Origin of the sequence: Lysinibacillus sp. NPDC097287, assembly GCF_044761695.1 — a bacterium.
Classification (GTDB): Bacteria; Bacillota; Bacilli; order Bacillales_A; family Planococcaceae; genus Lysinibacillus.
Window position 1 is genome coordinate 432,890 of record NZ_JBIWCX010000002.1, and the last position, 19,810, is coordinate 452,699.

General features: G+C 36.4%; 18 protein-coding genes and 1 riboswitch. Of the genes, 16 read left to right on the plus strand and 2 right to left on the minus strand.

From position 1 onward, the window contains the following. Nucleotides 1–19: 19 nt before the first annotated feature. Nucleotides 20–826, minus strand: a complete 807-nt coding sequence (proC, locus tag ACIQ2D_RS05120) for a pyrroline-5-carboxylate reductase (RefSeq protein WP_402860377.1) — start codon at nucleotides 824–826, stop codon at nucleotides 20–22. A 583-nt stretch (nucleotides 827–1,409) separates the two neighbouring features. Between proC and ACIQ2D_RS05125 the strand changes: the two genes are divergently transcribed. From ACIQ2D_RS05125 to ACIQ2D_RS05175, 11 genes are all read left to right on the plus strand, one after another. Further along, nucleotides 1,410–2,357: an MBL fold metallo-hydrolase gene (locus ACIQ2D_RS05125; protein WP_402860380.1), complete on the plus strand. Its 948-nt coding sequence runs from the start codon at nucleotides 1,410–1,412 to the stop codon at nucleotides 2,355–2,357. 8 nt (nucleotides 2,358–2,365) lie between these two features. Next, nucleotides 2,366–3,121, plus strand: coding sequence for an SDR family NAD(P)-dependent oxidoreductase (locus tag ACIQ2D_RS05130; RefSeq protein ID WP_402860383.1), 756 nt, complete (start codon nucleotides 2,366–2,368; stop codon nucleotides 3,119–3,121). A 1,011-nt stretch (nucleotides 3,122–4,132) separates the two neighbouring features. Beyond that, a complete protein-coding gene (locus ACIQ2D_RS05135) occupies nucleotides 4,133–5,326 on the plus strand; it encodes an argininosuccinate synthase (protein WP_402860386.1) in 1,194 nt (397 codons plus the stop codon). An 82-nt stretch (nucleotides 5,327–5,408) separates the two neighbouring features. After that, nucleotides 5,409–6,779 (plus strand): argininosuccinate lyase, encoded by a 1,371-nt coding sequence (argH, locus tag ACIQ2D_RS05140; protein ID WP_402860389.1) that lies wholly within the window; start codon nucleotides 5,409–5,411, stop codon nucleotides 6,777–6,779. Nucleotides 6,780–7,086: 307 nt separating this feature from the next. Continuing rightward, nucleotides 7,087–7,479 carry a carboxymuconolactone decarboxylase family protein gene (locus ACIQ2D_RS05145; RefSeq protein WP_402860392.1) on the plus strand — a complete coding sequence of 131 codons (393 nt, stop codon included), beginning with the start codon at nucleotides 7,087–7,089 and terminating at the stop codon, nucleotides 7,477–7,479. A gap of 314 nt (nucleotides 7,480–7,793) precedes the next feature. Then, nucleotides 7,794–7,879: riboswitch (cyclic di-GMP riboswitch) on the plus strand. A gap of 132 nt (nucleotides 7,880–8,011) precedes the next feature. Then, complete coding sequence (locus tag ACIQ2D_RS05150; protein ID WP_402860395.1) at nucleotides 8,012–8,386, plus strand: hypothetical protein; 375 nt, start codon at nucleotides 8,012–8,014, stop codon at nucleotides 8,384–8,386. 30 nt (nucleotides 8,387–8,416) lie between these two features. Beyond that, nucleotides 8,417–9,529: a methyl-accepting chemotaxis protein gene (locus ACIQ2D_RS05155; RefSeq protein WP_402860398.1), complete on the plus strand. Its 1,113-nt coding sequence runs from the start codon at nucleotides 8,417–8,419 to the stop codon at nucleotides 9,527–9,529. Between the two features lie 1,152 nt (nucleotides 9,530–10,681). Next, nucleotides 10,682–11,536, plus strand: a complete 855-nt coding sequence (locus ACIQ2D_RS05160) for an SDR family NAD(P)-dependent oxidoreductase (protein WP_402860401.1) — start codon at nucleotides 10,682–10,684, stop codon at nucleotides 11,534–11,536. Next, complete coding sequence (locus tag ACIQ2D_RS05165; protein ID WP_402860404.1) at nucleotides 11,526–13,061, plus strand: AMP-binding protein; 1,536 nt, start codon at nucleotides 11,526–11,528, stop codon at nucleotides 13,059–13,061. Before ACIQ2D_RS05160 ends, ACIQ2D_RS05165 begins: the two co-directional genes overlap by 11 nt. A 97-nt stretch (nucleotides 13,062–13,158) precedes the next feature. Continuing rightward, entirely contained in the window at nucleotides 13,159–13,665 is a 507-nt protein-coding gene (locus ACIQ2D_RS05170) for a barstar family protein (protein ID WP_402860407.1), read from the plus strand. 116 nt (nucleotides 13,666–13,781) lie between these two features. Next, nucleotides 13,782–13,934: a YpzG family protein gene (locus ACIQ2D_RS05175; protein WP_402860410.1), complete on the plus strand. Its 153-nt coding sequence runs from the start codon at nucleotides 13,782–13,784 to the stop codon at nucleotides 13,932–13,934. Between the two features lie 266 nt (nucleotides 13,935–14,200). Here ACIQ2D_RS05175 and ACIQ2D_RS05180 read toward each other — a convergent pair whose 3' ends face one another. Continuing rightward, nucleotides 14,201–15,115 carry a C40 family peptidase gene (locus tag ACIQ2D_RS05180; protein ID WP_402860413.1) on the minus strand — a complete coding sequence of 305 codons (915 nt, stop codon included), beginning with the start codon at nucleotides 15,113–15,115 and terminating at the stop codon, nucleotides 14,201–14,203. Nucleotides 15,116–15,609: 494 nt separating this feature from the next. Between ACIQ2D_RS05180 and ACIQ2D_RS05185 the strand changes: the two genes are divergently transcribed. The 5 genes from ACIQ2D_RS05185 to ACIQ2D_RS05205 all read left to right on the plus strand — a co-directional run bounded on the left by ACIQ2D_RS05185 (nucleotide 15,610) and on the right by ACIQ2D_RS05205 (nucleotide 19,249). Then, nucleotides 15,610–16,380, plus strand: a complete 771-nt coding sequence (locus tag ACIQ2D_RS05185; protein WP_402860416.1) for an isocitrate lyase/PEP mutase family protein — start codon at nucleotides 15,610–15,612, stop codon at nucleotides 16,378–16,380. A gap of 22 nt (nucleotides 16,381–16,402) precedes the next feature. Next, nucleotides 16,403–16,963 (plus strand): bifunctional transcriptional activator/DNA repair enzyme AdaA, encoded by a 561-nt coding sequence (locus ACIQ2D_RS05190; RefSeq protein WP_402860419.1) that lies wholly within the window; start codon nucleotides 16,403–16,405, stop codon nucleotides 16,961–16,963. 12 nt (nucleotides 16,964–16,975) lie between these two features. After that, the gene (locus ACIQ2D_RS05195) at nucleotides 16,976–17,893 is read left to right on the plus strand and encodes a DNA-3-methyladenine glycosylase family protein (RefSeq protein ID WP_402860422.1); all 918 of its coding nucleotides are present in this window, start codon (nucleotides 16,976–16,978) and stop codon (nucleotides 17,891–17,893) included. Then, nucleotides 17,877–18,359 (plus strand): methylated-DNA--[protein]-cysteine S-methyltransferase, encoded by a 483-nt coding sequence (locus ACIQ2D_RS05200; protein WP_402860425.1) that lies wholly within the window; start codon nucleotides 17,877–17,879, stop codon nucleotides 18,357–18,359. Before ACIQ2D_RS05195 ends, ACIQ2D_RS05200 begins: the two co-directional genes overlap by 17 nt. 95 nt (nucleotides 18,360–18,454) lie before the next feature. Next, a complete protein-coding gene (locus tag ACIQ2D_RS05205; RefSeq protein WP_402860428.1) occupies nucleotides 18,455–19,249 on the plus strand; it encodes a nucleotidyltransferase domain-containing protein in 795 nt (264 codons plus the stop codon). The last annotated feature ends 561 nt before the right edge of the window (nucleotides 19,250–19,810 follow it).

Genomic DNA, 19,810 nt, shown 5'->3' on the forward strand with positions numbered 1-19,810 from the left:
ATACTGTATTTTGCCTGTATCATTTGCTTTTTGCAAGTTCGCGAGACCGAGCTTCAGCACCTTTAATGCATGCTTCAATAGCGTCATTGAAGTGATAATGTTCAAGTGCTTTGATGCCAGCCTCCGTTGTGCCACCAGGGCTAGTTACTTTTTTGCGTAGTTCGTTTGGCTCTTCTGGGGATTGTTTGAGCATTTCTGCAGTACCGGCTAAAGTTTGTGTCATGAGTAGACGCACTGTATCTTTATCAAGTCCAACTTCTGTGCCTACACGTTCAAATGCTTCCATTAAATAATAAATATAAGCGGGTCCACTACCTGAAAGGGCTGTAACCGCGTGAAGTTGATCTTCTTTTACTTCAATCACTGAACCAACAGCTTCTAATAATTGAAGGAATATTGTACGCTGCTCATCTGATACAGCTTCATTAAAGGCAATGCCACTTGCTGACATCCCGATTGTGGCAGAAGTATTTGGCATGACACGAGCAACGGGGCGATTGCCAAGGTTTTCTATGATTGTATCAATTGGTATACCTGCTAGAATAGAGAGGACAGCCGTATGATCAGCTAATTTAGCGTGTAGAAGTTGCATAGCTGCAACTGCATCTTTTGGCTTCATCGCTAAAATAATTGAATCTAATTGAGCGAAAGTCTCATCGTCTTGTAGGATAGACACGCCGTATTTGTCATGTAAACATTGTAAGCGCTCGTTGTCTGAACGATTCGTAATGTATATTTGGTGGGGCTTAAAAACTTGCTGTTTAATCCAGCCCTGCATAAGTGCCTCGGCCATCGAGCCAGCACCGATAAATAAAATTTTCTTCATACAATAAAAACCTCCAGTTAAACTTTCTTCAGTAGATGTTTCCTATCACCATAGATGGTAATAAGTATAATTGGTTTTGTTTTTTATTCAGTGGATGTTCAAGTGATGACTGAATAAAGTTTAAGCCTCCGGCGGATGTCACAGATTTTGAAAGGAGTGAATTGTGTAAGCACAATTCAAAATCTGGACGTAATTACGCCGAGGCGTAATTGATAAAATAAAAAGCGCTCCCGTCCTTAAAATTAAGGACGAAAACGCTATTGCATTCCGCGGTACCACCTTTGTTTGCCATAGGGCACAACTCATAAACCCTTTTATCGCAATGGGGGACGGTTATGTTGTCATAACAGCTCAGAAGTAGGTTCAGCAGTGGGAGTGGGTGGTGTTACTTGCAGCAGATATAACACTCTCTTTCAACACCTTCACCAAATGCATACTTGGCTTCGTCATAGCCTTTTTTAATTTAGATTATTCAAAATTATAGGGATAAACTTGTGCACTGTCAACACTAGCGTGACGAAATGGAAAAAAACCTGTAGAATAGTATGAATGAAGATTCATTAAGTAAGAGGGGGATACAGCTTTGTCGGTACACAAAATCGAAATACCAACACCCTATCCAGTAGGTGATGTTAATGCATTTGTAGTCAAAGGCGATGCACTAACGATTTTTGATGTTGGACCAAAAACAATGGAGGCGTATGATGCGCTAAAATGGGGAGTTCATGCAGCTGGCTATCAATTGCAAGATATTGAGCAAGTCGTGCTAACACATCATCATCCCGATCATGCTGGCTGGGTAGATGCATTCCCAAATGCTGAAATTATTGGACATGAATATAATGATAAATGGCTACGTCATGATGAGGAGTTTCTAAATTATCATGAACAATTTTATAGCGAGCGATTATATGAGCATGGTGTACCACGGGAATATATTCAAGCTAGTGTACATGTTCGTCGTGAGATGGAGCTTGTCGGCGAGCGACCGCTCACTCAAATACTCCATGATGGTGACGAGGTGCCCGGCCATCCAGGCTTAAAAGCAATCGAGACACTTGGACATGCGCAAAGTCACTTCATTTTTTGGAGTGAGAGAACAAACAATGTCATTGGTGGAGATTTATTATTAGATAAAATCACACCCAACCCGTTAATTGAGCCACCATTGGATCGAATGCTTGGAAGAACAAAATCATTGCTACAATATAATGATTCACTCGAAATTCTAAGACAATTACCAGTGAATAAGATGTATACAGGGCATGGTGCGGATTTAGAAAATATACCTGATCTTATTAAAAAGCGTTTAGAGCGCCAGCAGCTGCAATCCAAGAAGGTACATGAGCTACTAGGCGAGGAGCAATTAACAGCTGTACAATTAACAGAGCGCTTATATCCTTCAATATTCCAACGTCAGCTAGGGTTGACGCTTTCAAAAACAATTGGACATTTAGATTATTTAGAAGCAAATGACTTTGTTACTGCGGAGAAAAATGAAGCGGGCGTCTATTTGTTTAAACGAAAGTAGGTTTATACATGAATTTGAATAAAAAAACGATATTTGTTACTGGAGCGACTAGTGGGGTTGGTTTGAAAATTACCGAATTATTAGTTGCCGAGGGGCATCAAGTACATGCAACCGGACGCAATGTAGTAGCACTCAAGGCGCTAGAGCGTCTCGGAGCAAATGTCATACAAGCGGATTTAACGTCATTAGATGCAATTGATCAGGTTTGTGCTCAATTACCTGAAATTGATGTTGCTATACTGTCTGCTGGTGTTGGAAAGTTTGGTATTGCACCTGAACTTTCAGATGAGGCGATTGCCCAAATGGTTGATTTAAATGTAACCGTACCGATGTATTTGGCAAAACGTCTAGCTGCACCAATGATGGAGCGTGGTTATGGCCAACTTATTTTCATTGGTTCACAGGCAGGAAAGGTTGCGACACCAAAAGCAAGTGTCTATGCAGCAACGAAACATGCAATTGTCGGTTTTACTAACGGTTTACGTATGGAACTAGCACCGTATAATATTAACGTTACTGCCATTCACCCAGGGCCAATTGATACGCCATTTTTAGACAAGGCGAATGACGAAAGTGGTTACCGAGAATCGTTAGGTCGTTTTTTACTTACTCCTGAACATGTAGCACAAGAGACTATAAAGACAATTGGGCGTCCGGTACGTGAGGTGAATTTACCACGTATTATGGGGTTAACAAGTAGGCTGTATGCGCTAGCTCCTGCTACGATTGAACGTCTAGCAAAACCACTTTTTAATAAGAAATAAAAAGATTCTGCAACTGCAGAATCTTTCATATTGTTGAAAACAATTAAGATAATCATTTTTTGTGAACGTTGATGTTTGGTTGTTTAAGGAACCTGTTAATTTCCGTTATAGGTGGACGCTTTCCAGGGGTCGAGCCTTGAGCCGCTTCGTCGCTGTGCTCCTGTCGCTTTGCTTTCGTCGCTTTGCTTTCGTCGCAAACCACACTGCTCCTGCAGGGTCTCAAGTTGCTCGCTGATTCCCTAGGAGTCGCCACCTTCCACTCCAATTCACTAGATTTTTGTATTTAATGAGATAGTAAAAGGGGATTGTCCAATTTAATTTTGTAAGAAGGTAGTGACAGATCTTATTCAGACATTTTAGAAGAACTATCTATTTAGCAAAATCCACGCTACTCATGCAGGAAAGAGCCTGTGTCTACATCTTTAAGAACGATTTACAAATTCAATTTTTATGGACAAGATCCTTCATCCACAGAATGAAAGGCATCGAGAATGGACTTCTCGATGCCTTTTGTCATTTTTTCGTTACATTTTGCATAAATTTGTTTCATTTCAACGAAGAGGTGTAAGAGATTTGCTTTTAATAATTCATTGACCTACTGTCATTTTTTCTAACTGTTCAGGTTCACTGATTTGATTCTTCTTTATCCATTTTCGACACCTCGGAAGTACTGTCTACATAGTTATAGTAGATTGTAATGTTCATTTACATATTTAGTTGATTGGGGTGGAAAGCAACCGCCCGCAGTGGAAATCAACAATGTCAGAATCTTTTTTATATCATATACATTGGGTGATTTAGGAAGATAACGTATTTTCGAGTAAAAAGAATCCCTATTCGAATAGAGCCTTTAAACATTGTTATGCCTTACTATTTACATAAATCATAAAAGTCTAATTTTTTATAAAAATGCACTTGTATTTATTTTTATAACATGATACTATTCGTGTATAAACTTTTAATAGAATGTATAAACATACATCGAATAGAGCAATTGGAGGCGCATTTTTCATGGCAAATAAAAAAGTAGTTTTAGCATACTCAGGTGGTCTAGATACATCAGTAGCAATCCCTTGGTTAAAAGAACAAGGATGGGACGTTATCGCAGTTTGTCTAGATGTTGGAGAAGGAAAAGACCTAGAATTTATTAAAAACAAAGCGCTTCAAGTAGGAGCGGTAGAATCATATATGGTAGATGCAAAAGATGAATTCGCTGAAGAATATGCATTAGTATCTTTACAAGCACATACATGGTATGAGCAAAAATATCCATTAGTATCAGCACTTTCTCGTCCGTTAATTTCTAAAAAATTAGTTGAGATTGCAAACGAAGTCAATGCAGATGCAGTAGCGCATGGTTGCACAGGTAAAGGGAATGACCAAGTTCGTTTTGAAGTTTCTATTAAAGCACTTAACCCAGATTTAGAAGTGTTAGCACCTGTACGTGAGTGGGGCTGGAGCCGTGACGAGGAAATCGAATATGCAATGAAACATAATGTACCGATTCCTGCGACACTTGATTCACCATTCTCAATCGACCAAAACTTATGGGGCCGTGCAAACGAAGCGGGTGTCATGGAAGATCCATGGGTATCTCCACCAGAAGAAGCTTACGGCTTAACTGTTCCAGTGGAAAATGCACCTAACGAAGCTGAATTTGTAGAAATCGAATTCGTTGCTGGTAAACCAGTTGCTTTAAACGGCAAAGAAATGAAACTAGCAGATTTAATCCAAGAATTAAATGCAGTAGCTGGTGCACACGGTGTAGGACGTATCGACCACGTAGAAAACCGTCTAGTTGGTATTAAATCTCGTGAAGTATATGAAATTCCGGGTGCAAAAGTTCTTTTAACAGCTCACAAAGAGTTAGAAGACTTAACGCTTGTAAAAGAATTAGCTCACTTCAAACCAGTAATCGAGAAAAAATTATCTGAATTAATCTATGATGGTTTATGGTTCTCACCTTTACGTGATGCACTACAAGCATTCCTTGCTGAGTCACAACAATACGTAAATGGTACTGTGCGTGTGAAACTTTACAAAGGTCATGCTATCGTTGAAGGACGTAAATCACCAAACTCACTATATAGTGAAAAATTAGCAACTTACTCGAAGGAAGACCAATTCAACCACGCATCAGCAGTTGGCTTCATCGAATTATGGGGCTTACCAACAGTAGTAAACTCTTCTGTAAACAAAAAATAACAATGAATTTACAAAGGTGTATTGCAGCATTCGCGCTGTACTGCACCTTTTCAATAAGATATGAAGGAAAAGGTGAGCTGTGATGACAAAACTATGGGGCGGACGTTTCCAAAAATCAGCAGAAGCTTGGGTTGATGAGTTCGGTGCATCAATCGGCTTCGACCAACAACTAGTAATGGAAGATCTAGAAGGTAGCGTGGCACACGTGACAATGCTTGGCGCAACAGGTATTTTACCAGCAGCTGACGTAGAAGCTATTCTTGGTGGTCTTGCACAATTACATGAAAAAGCAATCGCAGGTGAGCTTGAATTCTCAGTAGCGAATGAAGATATTCACTTAAATTTAGAAAAAATGCTGATTGATTTGATTGGTCCTGTTGGCGGGAAATTACATACAGGTCGTAGCCGTAACGACCAAGTGGCAACGGATATGCATATTTTCTTGAAAAAGCGTGTCAAAGAAGCAATTGGCTTAATTGAAGCATTCCAAAAAACATTACTTGAAAAAGCGGAAGAGCATGTAGAAACAATTGCTCCGGGCTATACGCATTTACAACGTGCACAGCCAATTTCTTTTGCCCATCATTTAATGGCGTATTTCTGGATGCTTGAGCGTGATAAACAACGCTTTACAGAATCTATGAAACGCATTGACATTTTACCTCTAGGTGCAGGTGCGATGGCTGGCACAACTTTCCCAATCGATCGTCTAAAATCAGCGGAGCTATTAGGCTTTAGCGAAGTTTATGCAAACTCTATGGATGCAGTAAGTGATCGTGATTTCATCGTCGAATTCTTAAGCAATTCATCATTAATGATGGCGCATTTATCGCGTTTTGCTGAAGAAATTATTCTTTGGTCAACAGATGAATTTAAATTCATTGAGCTTGATGATGCATTCTCTACAGGCTCATCAATTATGCCACAGAAGAAAAATCCAGATATGGCAGAGTTAATTCGCGGAAAAACAGGTCGTGTATACGGCAACTTAATGGGCTTATTAACAGTTTTAAAAGGTACGCCGTTAACATACAACAAAGATATGCAAGAAGACAAAGAGGGTATGTTCGATACAGTGCATACAATTCTTGGATCGCTTAAAATCTTTGAAGGTATGGTGCGTACAATGACAGTTAACACAGAGCGTTTGCATAAGGCTGTACACTCTGACTTCTCAAATGCGACTGAACTTGCAGATTACCTAGCAACAAAAGGTATGCCATTCCGTGAGGCGCATGAAGTGACTGGTAAACTTGTCTTCACATGTATTCAAAAAGGGATCTTCTTACTGGATTTACCGATTGAAGACATGAAAAAAGAAAGCGAACTTTTAGAAGCGGATATTTACGATGTGTTAGCACCAGAAGCGGCAGTTCGTCGCCGTCACTCATTAGGTGGCACTGGCTTTGATCAAGTGAAAATCCAAATTGAGAAAGCCAAAGCTTGCCTCTAATTCATGTCTAGGCATTTGCGCCGCATGCTCGAGGTCGCTTCGGGCTCTCCAGCGCTTGTCGCATGCTGACGGGCGCAAATGCACTTTTCTACTTGCGTGCATGTCCTTGTGACTTTTGCATAGATATTTCATTAAAGATGTCCCGTGAGGCACTATGAAAAACACACTTTCCTTTTTCGGATAGAGCCAGAGGGTGAATCGAAAAAGAGCACCTTACATATGTGAAGGACAATCCCCATTTCCGGAGACGTGGAATTGGGGTCTTTGTATGTGAAAAATATGCTACCATTTAGTGGGGGGATTTACAATGAGTGAACGTTTTACAAAGGGGTTTGAAACGATTAAGCAGTATGTGACAGAAGAAGAGGCAACGCGTATGGTGGAGCATGATGCTTTAGCTGATATTGCGCCAGATTTACGTAAAATGATTGTTGAATTTGCATATGGTGATGTGTATTCACGACCTGGACTTGATGCCAAAAGTCGTGCGTTAGTTGTGATCACAGCCGTTGTCACGCAAGGTGCCGCACTACAAACAAAAACACATATAACGCGTGGTTTACATGCTGGTTTAACACCGACTGAAATCGTGGAAGCATTGCTACAACTAGTACCGTACATAGGTTTCCCGCGTGTGCAAAATGCGTTAACCATCGCTAAACAAGTGTTTCAAGAAAAGAACCTAACAGTGAAAGAATAATGAATTTGAGCATTAAGTATAGTAAAGTATCGTGCTCATTTTAGTTTAGGGAAGGTGTCGTTGAATATGTAAGGGAATCCGATTATCCCGAAACGGTAAAAATTGTTTTTCGGAGTATTTAAGCCGAATTTTATAGAATCTTTTTGTAAAACAGCTAAATAAACAAAACAAGCGCTATAAAAGTACTTTGTGACATGACGTGAACATATTATTTGCATCAAATACAATGGAAAAGGAAAAATTTGTTCGACAAAAAGTGACAAGTAATTTATACTGTTATAATATATCAATGTAATATTTGTACTGTTTTTCCTTAAATGAAAAGGCAAACTTATCGAAAGGTAAGGACGCAAAGCCACGAGTCTAAATCCCATTGGGTAATGATAGTCGGGTTGCCAAGAATATTGATAATAAGCGATTTTTTGCTATCCTTATCTATATTTGGGATGGCTTTTTTTATTGGACTCTTATCATAAAATATGCAAATGTAACAATGACATATAACAAATTTTAGCTGGAAAGGTGATCGAAGATGATAGTCGTAGATAAGAAGAAATACAAAATGGCGATAAATGAGGTCTCGAAGGAAGTACATGTACAGCTACATGGACTAATAAGAGAGGAAGATGTAGAAGGTTATTTGATTGATTTAAACGATACGATTAATAAAGTATCAAGAAATGCATATACGTTTGTTTTAGATGCAACTCACCAAACACCTGTCCCATCAAAAGTTGTACCGCAGTTGGAGCAAACGATACAATTTTATTCTAATTTAGGTTTTAGAGATATGTTAGTAGTACAACCTTCTTCTAAAATTGCACAAGTGCAAATTAGGAATATACTTGAAAGAATTGAATTCAAAGGTACATTTATCGAAAAAGTATCTCATTCTATATCACGATAGTACCAATAGATAGAAAAGGGGGTATTTATAATGGAAGCTATTTTATTATGTATTATTGTTATCTTAATGGGGACATCAGTGTATTTTGCTTATCGATATTTTTCGGTAAAACAACATCCTCATAGTATTGAAATAATAAATGGAATGAAGGAATTATCAGCTGGGAATATCACAAGCAAAGTTGCGGAAAGAAGTTCTGACCATACTGTATTTAATCAACTAATTGATTTTTTCAGTCGTGATAGAGAGAAGTCTCTTTCTTACTCAAAAAATGTATCCGCAATAGGAGAAAATCTTGCTGAAAGCGGGGAATATGCTTCAGAGAAGGCGGATATTGTAAGAGCAGCAATTGATGAGGTAGGTAGAGGATTACAGAAACAATTAGTAGGTATAGAAGAAAGCTCCGTATCTATGGAAGATATGACACAGGCTATCGAAGATTTATCTCTAAGATCGAATCAAATTTCAGAAGAATCGAATACAACGTTAGAATTGACGCAAGAAGGTAACAATATGTTAAAGGGCTCTATGGAAAAAATGGAGCAGTTTAATAAAACGATAAATGCAACATTTGATGCGATAAAAATTCTTGGAGAAAAATCACATGAAATTGGGACCATTGTAAAAGTGATTACAGGAATTTCAGAACAAATTAATTTATTAGCATTGAATGCTGCAATAGAAGCAGCTCGAGCAGGTGAACACGGTAAAGGCTTTGCGGTTGTTGCTGATGAAGTGCGAAAATTGGCAGAACAAACTCGTCTCTCTTCTTCAGAAGTATCAAAAATTGTAAAGGATATTCAAGAAGAAACTGGAATAGTTGTAGAATCCATGAATCAGGGAACAGAAGAATTTTCAAATGCCAATTTAACCATAGTAGAAGTAGGTACCATGTTCAAAAAGATTCTAGCTACTACAGAGATCATTGCTGAAAATAATTTAAATGCTTCAGCAAGTACAGAAGAATTATCTTCTAGTTCCCAGCAGATAATGAAAACAATTAAAGAGATCGCCTTTATCTCCAGGGAGTCTGTTGAAATGTTCGAGGAACTAATAGAGATTAGCGATGATGAACTACAAACAATGCAAAAACTAGTAAATGAAGCAATGAATCTAGTAGCGTTAAAAATTGAAAAAGTATAACCTGTTTTTATTATAAATCATTGAGAATTAATTAGAGGAACTAGTAATGATTGATATGATTTCCCTAATTATTCAAATTATTTATGTTGAAAGAGAGAAATGTTTTTGATTTTACAAAAAGTGAGGAATTTTATCATTGCGTGTATAGAATTATTGTAAGTAGCTCATAATTATTAAGGTAACACTTATTCATCTAATTTGATGAGGAGGGCGCATCATGAGTAGTTCGAAGCCGGTAGACCAAGAATCTCAGGAAAGTCCGCCACAACTGAATAAGAAGTAAGCTTCAAAAAAATCTCATGTGAATTAGTCCTTCAGAGTTTACTCTGTATTGCTATTGCTTGGGGTCTGAAGCTGAATCGAACCAGTTATAGTCAATTGTAGGCAATAGGTGTTAAGAGATCCAGAATTATTCTGGGTCTTTTTTTGTTTTCGAAAAAGGTGGAATTTAAATATTACAGGGCAGTACTTAAACTAAAGGGATTTTTTTAACGGATTAATACGTGTAACATTTGATATGTTAATGAGCATTTCTCGATCTAATCACGGCGCTTAAGTTTCTCAGCGTATTCTTGATTCATATCGTCGGAGAAAAAAATAGCGATATGTTTATGTATAAATTGTTTGTAATCAGCTCATACTGATTGAGGTAACTCTTATTAATCTAATTTGATGAGGAGGATGCATCATGAGTAATTCGAAGCCGGTAGACCAAGAATCTCAGGAAAGTCCGCCACAACTGATTAAGGAGTAGGCTTCAAAAAATCTTAGATGTAATGGTAAATCAGAGTTTACTCTGTATAGCTATTGCTAAAGATCTGAAGCTGAATCGAACCAGTTATAGTCAATTGTAGGCAATAAGTGACCACGGACCCAGAATTATTCTGGGTCTTTTTTTATGCCGAAAGTACGGTTTATCAATAAAATTCTTTTGACGTATAGATGGGATCAATTTTTTGAACCCTTATATGCTCTTTTAAAATTAAATAACACAAGTTTGCAGAATACATGCATATCTACATGTATTTATTTTCCAACCAATGTACAATAAAATCAAGCTTAATCATTCAAAATGTGAAATAAGTTGCATGTTGTATTAAATCTGTTTCTTTGTTTTTACCGTGTAATAACACGAAAAGGGGCTTGTTATGTATGCTTAAATATAATCTTTTAGAGAGATTTTTATTTTTTTCAACGAATTTAAATAAAGAGAAGCTGGAACGCACAGTAAAAGGAAAGACAATTCTGATAACTGGTGCTAGTTCAGGGATAGGTGAGCAGGTAGCGTATCTATTAGCTGATATAAATGTTCATTTGATTTTAGTGGCAAGAAGAGAGGAAAAGCTCGCAACAATTAAAGATGCAATCGAAAAGAAGACTGCGAAGGTTAGCATTTTTAGGGCAGACTTAAGAAATATGGAGGAGATGGCGCAGTTACTTTTATTTATTCATCAACTACCAAAAGGCGTAGATATCGTAATTAGTAATGCTGGTATATCAATTAATCGCTCTATAAAGCATTCACTAAATCGCTATCATGATTTTACAAGAACGATAGCAATCAATTATCTTGCACCGGTTCAATTGATGTTGTCTGTCATTCCGCTACTTGAGAAAAATAACGGTCAAATTATCAATATATCGACAGTTAATGCTTTGTTACTACCAATGCCTTACTGGGCTGCATATCAGGCTTCAAAGTCAGCCTTTGACACCTGGTTTCGCTCAGCATTACCAGAGCTGAATGTAATGGGAATATCCACAACTACTCTGTATCTTCCGTTAGTGAGAACGCCAATGATTGCGCCAACAGCCGCATATAAAAAAATGCCAGCTATGTGCCCCAGTCATGTGGCGAAAATTATCTGTAAATCTATGTATACCAAAAAGAAGATATATAGACCGTGGTGGTTAATTTTTGGGCAGTGGGCATCGCTCCTCTTTAGAGGGATTTGGGAAGCTGTGATGCCTACCGTTTTGAGAAGGAGGGGAAAGGGTGATCGTTAGGTTAATAATAGTTTTATATCATATGAAATTACTTACGCCAGTAGGGATATACAGTTTAATAGCTTCAATTATTAATAATGGAATAAATATGATGACCTTGTTGAAAATAGCTGGGGAAACCTATAGTCATAAGGTTGCGTTAGTAGATGGTGATGAAACTGTCAGTTTTATACAATTGCAATCAGAGGCTGAAAAACTTGCAATTATTTTCAAAGACAAATATAAATTGAAAGCAGGACAAAAAGTAGCTTTTTTATGTAGAAACCATGCTTCAATGGTGAGAGCCATTTTTGCGACGTCACGCTTAGGATTAGACATATATTTACTCAATACAGAAATGAGTAAAATGCAATTTAAACAATTAGTTCATCAGCATAACTTTGATTTTTTGATCTATGATTTTGAACTGAGTCATTTTCTTGAAGATTCGGAGTACATGAAAGATAAGATTTTGAGTTACCATAAGGACCTACTAGCAATCAATCAATTGTTGCATTCGAGGATTGATGATAAATACAAATTACCACGATGTTCTAGCGGTCAAATCATACTGCTGACAAGTGGGACTACAGGGAAATCGAAGGAAGTCGCTCATAAGCCATCACTTTTTAATTTTCTAAATCCATTCTTAGCGATATTGACAAAATTGAAGCTTTTCAAATGTCAAACTGCATATATTGCAACACCTATTTTCCATGGGTATGGGATAGCCATCTTAATTTCGTGTATTGCGTTAGGAAAGAAGGTTGTTATTAGTCAGGGCTTTCATGCGAAAGAGGCGTGTCAGCTCATTCGTAAACATAATGTTGAAGTAGTTTCAGTAGTGCCGTTAATGATACATAAAATGTTAAAAACCAATGCGGCCGATTTAACTTCTCTTACTTGTATTGCTTCGGGCGGTGCAGAGCTTAATCCAAAGCTTGTAGAAGAGGTTTTTAGTAAATTGGGCGGGGTATTATACAATCTTTACGGAACATCTGAAGCCGGTTTGAATATGATTGCAACACCACAGGACTTGCGATATGCAACGAACACTATTGGTAAAAAAATTGAGGGTGTTCAATTAATGGTAATGGATCAAAATAATAATCCAGTTGAAGATGATACAGTAGGTCAGTTTTGCATTAAAAACAGGTGGTCAATGCAAAATAAACGAAAGTACTGGATTGAAACTGGTGATTTAGGTTTTCGAGATAAAAATGGGTACTATTTTTTACGTGGGCGAACAGATGATATGGTGGTTTCAGCTGGTGAAAATGTCTATCCAATTGAAATTGAGCAAGTCCTAATTCAACATTCTCAAGTAGAAGTTGTAGCCGTAATCGGTATTGACGATGAGCAATTTGGACAAAGGTTGCAGGCATTTGTACAGCCATTAAATACTCAACTCACGGAAGAAGCACTACTGGAATGGTTACGTCCAAGAGTGGCGAGGTTCCAAATGCCAAAAGCTATTGTCTTCGTTGCTAGTATGCCCTATACACCTTTAGGCAAACTTGATAAAAAGCAGCTGAGATTTCATTGATTGATAAGATACATTATTAGAGTTAAGATGACATTCTGAGGGATTAGTGGATACGGCACAACTGAATTAATGTTAGCAAATAGTAAAGGTGATTTTAATGGAAGTAATTGTAAAAAACATTAACTGTCTAAATGAACCATATGTACATTTTACATTTGACGTTGAAAAGTTGATTAATCAATTTAAACTAGTTAATGAAGTTTACAAAAAAGATGCAGGTATGTTCACTACAATCATTGAGGGAATAAAATGTACTGACAAACAAAGTCTATTTGAGGAATTTTCAAGAAAATTAAACTTCCCAGATTACTTTGGCTATAATTGGGATGCTTTTGAGGAATGTTTTACTGAATTTGGGTGGCCAGAGAGTAACAAATATGTTTTATTTATTAAGGATTTTGACATGATTTGCTTACATGATGAAGAAGAATTAGATACATTCCTTGAATGCTTGGATAGTGCAATAAAGGAGTGGATTATTGAAAGAGATCATGGAGCGGTAATATTTCCGCCAACTCCGTTTCATATCGTAATTGATTGTAATTCAGACCTGTTAACTAAAATCAATCTAAAGTTCGGCAATTCGAAAATTGAAATGATCTAAAGCACTAGGTAAGGTTAAAGTGCAGAAAAAATAAATTGACTGTATAGTTTTACGTAATGTAGCCATAATAATAAAGATTTCACTGATGAAGTCTAAATTGATGAGGAGGATGGAGCATGAGTAGGCCTGAACATTTAGACCCAAAATCTCAAAAAATCCACCGTAACTGGACAAGGATTAAGCATTCGAAATCTCAAGTAAATGGTGAAACGGAGATTACTCTGCATAACCGACTCTTGAGAAGTGAAGCGAAAGCCCGACAGTTTTAATCAGCTAGAAGCATTTAGTGTTTTCGAGCCCAGAATTTATTCTGGGCTTTTTAGATTGTATATCTGAACAGCCATACCAGTATAGGTAAGGTTTTAAAGGAAAATGGCTAAAAGAAGGGTACTTCTACTATGTGATAGAGAAGTACCCTTCGAAGTTTTATATGATATTTTGTTCCTATACCAAAAATTTGTTTGCAAGCAATGCCTCGATTAAAATCAGGTACAAATAACATTAAAGAGCAAAATTTTCTTTAATAATAGAAGAATTATTTAGTCAAACGATCCAAGAAGACATTTAAATGCTTTAATGTTACTTTGTCGTTTATCCCAAATGTACCATCGCCTTTTCCTGTCGTAATCTTATTTGAAGAAAGGATTGCTACATAATTACTTGCCCAATGAGAGCTAGGAACATCTGTGAATTTTTCTGCTTGTCCTTGTAGACGTAAATCAAATGCTTCAACTAATACTTTTGCTAGTTGAGCGCGTGTAAGCGGAGAGCCTGGATTGAATTTCCCATTCGAATCGCCATTAAAAATGCCAAGTTTATTTAGGGCTACCGCAGCACCGGCATACTTAGAAGATGGTTTGACATCTGGGAAACTTGAATTTGTGTTACTTGTATCTAATCCTAAGGCTTTAGCAAGTTGAAGAGCTACTTCGCCACGTGATGCGTATATACTAAAATCGATTCCTGCATCTTTAACTTCTTCCATTTCATGTGCAGTGAAGTTTGCAACTCGTTTTGCACCTATGTAACGAGATCCCCAATAATATGGATCGTTTATGTTATCTTCTACAACACCTGAACTTGTTGTAGATGAAATAAATTTACCGCTTCCTATGTATATGCCTACGTGAGAAATACCGGCTCCTGTAGTATTAAAAAATACTAGGTCGCCTTCTTGTAAATTAGCTTTCGATACAGAAGTACCTTGTTGATATTGTGCTCTTGTATTGCGATCTAATGAAATTCCCAATTTAGAGAATACAATTTGTGTATAGGCTGAACAATCAATACCCGTATTGATATCTGTACCACCATATTTATAGGGAGTTCCAATATATGATTTTGCTGTATTTGTTAATTCTGTAATTGTCGCTGCTTCTGCATCATTTATTCCAACACCTGTAAAAAACATGAAAGATGCAAAAACTGGAAGTAACCACTTTTTTTTCACTGGAAACTTACTCCTCTCAAAAATCTAGTACTTTTTTGACTAAAATAATATTATCACAAAATAACGATATTTAATTTTTCATTTGTGTTACGTAATAACTCAAAAGTAAAAATGGAATTTGTATCACGAAGTAGAAAATCGGTGCTTTTATAAAAGTATTTTAGAACTTTATTTTGTGGTGTAATATCTTTGTAATATTGTTGGATTTTATTTACCAATAAACTATTGTAATTGACAGAAGTTGGTTGTATTTAATTCTTAACTAAGTTGGAAATCGGGGACATTATCATGTGTTTCTAAAACAGTCTGGGGTATCTTTGTTAAAGAAAAATAATAATCAAAGACAGGTGGAAAAAAGTATTGCACATTTTTCCACCTGTCTTATTTTGCTGATATGTTATTTTCCTAAGTAGACCATAAGCGCAAGAATGAGGACGAAATGCATGTAGATTCCCTGTTAATATGATGACTAATAATTATTAGGAGGAATTAACATGACGAAAATTCTGGAGTTCAATCAGCTACATGCATCACAAGAATTATTATTTATAGGAAATGCCTGGGATCTATTATCTGCATTAACCCTCGAGAAGGCAGGATTCAAAGCAATTGGGACAACAAGTTGGGGAATAGCCAATTCACTTGGGTATGCAGACGGGGAATTAATTGATTTTGATAGACATTTAGCAATCATCAAAACGATTACAGAGAATGTAAAAATACCTGTTTCAGCAGATATTGAGGCAGGCTATGGTAGTGACACGAAAACCATTGTAGAAAATGTATTAAGAACCGCAGATGTTGGTGTTGCTGGAATCAATATAGAGGATTCACTCAAAAAACAAAAAGGATTAAGAGCAATAAATGAACATTGTAATCTTCTTTCAGATATTAGAACAGCATTAGATAAACATGGTTATGAAGGCTTTTATGTAAATGCAAGAACGGATACTTACCTTCAACTCGAGAGACCATTCCTTGAAACAATAAATAGAGCAAAGGCTTATGTGGAGAGTGGAGCTAGTGGCATATTCGTCCCTGGATTGATCGATTATGGTGAGATTAAGGAAATCACGTTGACTGTAGATGCCCCTATTAACTTACTATCTTTACCGAGACTAACTAATTGTAAAGCTCTTCAAGAGTTGGGCGTTAAACGTTTTAGCTTTGGCAATGCGTTGTCAGATAAAGTTATTTCCTATCTAACAAAGAATGCTACACTAATAATGGAGTCGCAGGATACTTCATTTTTATATGAGGACTAACTTAAATAGGACGGTGAATTCGATGATTGACAGCATTAATCTTTCATTTGATGAAATGTGGGATAAAATCATTGCTTGTGATGAAAAATACGATGGACTATTTTTTACGGCAGTGAAAACTACTAAAATTTTCTGCCGTCCTTCATGTAGATCAAGAAAGCCAAAACGGATTAACGTGGAATTCTATCATGACATCCGTAAAGTTGAAAATGCTGGTTTTCGTGCTTGTAAAAGGTGTCAGCCTAAAGTTGAGCACTCGCCGCACACACAATTAATTAGAACTGTAACCTCCTTTTTGATTAATGAATATAAACAAAATCTAACACTACAAGATATTGCCAATCATGTTGGTATTAGCCCGTTTCATCTTGAACGATTATTTAAACAAGAAACTGACGAAACGCCACGTACTTATTTAGAAAAAATAAGAATCGATAAAGCTTCAAATCTTCTTATAAATACAGATCGAACAAATCTTGAAATTTGTTATGATAGTGGATTTCAAAGCCCATCAAATTTTTATAAAGTATTTCGCCGATTTAAAAATTGTTCACCTAGTGAATATCGAAACCTTCATAGATAAGGAGCTACAGATATGAATTGGTTTGATTATGAATCATATATTGAGATTTGTACACCCTTGGAATTCAATTTTAGGGAGTGCTTAAAGTTTTTAGGCAGGTCTGATCAAGAAGTGCTACATCAAATAAAAGGTGATAATTTAAATAAATTGTTAAAGGTAGCTGGAGAATTAATTTTATGTAAAATTGGCTGTGATCAAACTTCTATTCAAGTTGACTTTCCATTAGGTACACCGACCAAAAGCATTCGAGAAAAAATTGCAGCATACATCTGTGAATGGTTTGACTTAGAAAGGGACTTGAGTCGTTTTTATGAAATGGCAAGTAATGATAAAATTTTGCAGCCTCTGACTCACAAATATTACGGATTACGAATGATTTGTATGCCAGATTTATTTGAAGCTCTGGTATGGGCGATAATGGGACAACAAATAAACTTAACATTCGCGTATACGTTAAAAAAACGCTTTGTTGAACATTATGGGGAATGTTTAACTTTTGGAGGAGAAACATATTGGTTATTCCCTTCATTTGAAAGGATTGTTTCTGTTAATGAGGATGATTTAAGAGGACTTCAATTTACTGGTAGGAAGACTGAATATATCATAGACATTGCGAAGAGTATGGCAAGTGGTGAATTGACAAAAGATATGTTGCTTCAAAAAGAAGATACTCAACAAGTCAAAAAATTTTTAATGGGGATTAGAGGGGTGGGTGCGTGGACAGCAGATTATGTAATGATGAAATGCTTTCACGATCCAAACGCCTTTCCAGTTGCGGATGTGGGTCTTCATAACGCATTAAAAAGCCAATTAGGACTAAATCGTAAACCAACAATAGAGGAACTTAAAGAAATTGAAACACATTGGGAAGGTTGGCAGGCATATGCTACCTTTTATTTATGGAGGTCTTTATATGACGAGACAGTATAAATTAGATTACGAATCTCCAATTGGCGTAATTGAGATTATAGGTACAGATGAAGCTATCAGTTCAATCATGTTTTCTGAACGAGAAACAATAGTAAACGTGAAACAAGATGAAACGCCAAAGGTTTTGGTAGACTGCATGGAGCAACTTCATGAGTATTTTAAAGGTTCGCGATATGTATTTACATTTCCATATATTTTAGAAGGTACGGATTTTCAAAAAAAGGTTTGGAATGCTTTGACGTTAGTACCTTACGCTGAAACAGGATCTTATAAGGAAATTGCTGCTTCCATTCAAAATGAAAAAGCTATCAGAGCCGTAGGAAGTGCAAATGGCAAAAATTTATTAAGTATTGTCATTCCATGTCATCGTATTATTGGTACAAACGGAAAATTAACGGGTTACACAGGTGGTTTATGGAGAAAAGAATGGCTACTTCAACATGAAAAATCTTTTAAGCAGTCGTAGGTTAAAGCTAAGAGGATAGGATATAGTAATGTAAAAGTTCATCTGATATTAGTTCTAGTGATATAGGTGTATTCAAAATTTATAGTATTAGGGAAGTGTATTGTACGAAAGAGATCATTCAAAATAAATTAATAGAAATAGAAGAAGCGTATCAAATAAAGGTTCTATATGCTGTAGAATCAGGAAGTCGGGCTTGGGGTTTTCCTTCAAAAGACAGCGATTATGATGTTCGTTTTATTTATATTCATCAACCAGAGTGGTATCTTTCTATTGACCCACAAGGGATTGGCGCGAAGAGAGATGTAATTGAGTTGCCAATTAATGATTTGTTGGATATAAGCGGTTGGGAAATCACAAAAGCATTACGGCTTTTTAGAAAAAGTAATCCTCCTCTATTAGAATGGATGAGAAGCGATATACTTTATTTTCAGCAGTATTCATTTATCGATAATTTGCGATCGTTAGAATCAGAAGTATTCTATCCAAACGCTAGCTTGTATCACTATTTAAATATGGCGAAAAATAATTATCGCGAATACCTGCGAGGGACAGAAGTGAAAATCAAGAAATATTTTTATGTTCTTCGTCCAGTATTGGCTTGTAAATGGATTGAAGAGCGTAAAACAGTTCCACCAATCGATTTTCATGAATTATTACAATCCATGGTACCAGAAGGCGAGTTGCGAACTGAAATAGACAAACTTTTAGAGCGGAAGATAATTGGTGATGAATTAGATATTGAACCGAGAATTACAGTGATCAATGAGTTCTTGGAGAGCGAAATGATACGCCTTGAAGCGTATATTAAAACACTCACAGTTGAAATTGATGACCCTACTGAAAAACTAGATGATTTGTTTAGGAACACATTGAAAGAAGTATGGGGATGATAAAGCTGCTTTCCATATGCTTAAACGTAGTACTTTGTGCAAAAGACAAATCTATAACATAAAATAATCCCTACTTTGCAATAAAAAAGTAGGGATTTATTTTTTGTTAATAGCCTTATAAGAATGAATAGTATTAGTTGCTTAGTTATGAAAAGCGACCAGACCCTCTAATAATTTGGTCATAAATAATGGCGAAAAATACTACATCTATCGCTAACGAGTATCTTCTTATACCTTCTATCTCAAAATCATTTTCTTATTTAGAGATAATCCAGCATTGGAGATACAGACATTCTTTTTGCTGCGAAGTCCTTCATCAATTCAAAGCCAAAATTAGGATATAAATCTAAAGATAATACATTGGCAAATATGAAGTGCAATGGGTATCAATTTATATATTTTTAGAAAAATTTGACTTTAAGGACACGTCTGTAATACCATTTATATAACAGATGTGTTTTAGCTGTGAAAAAATTCATTTTGGAGGTGAGGTTCGGATCTAGAATGTAATAAACATGTTGGCAACATACATACGAATTAATACAGCATGTAAGAGAGGGA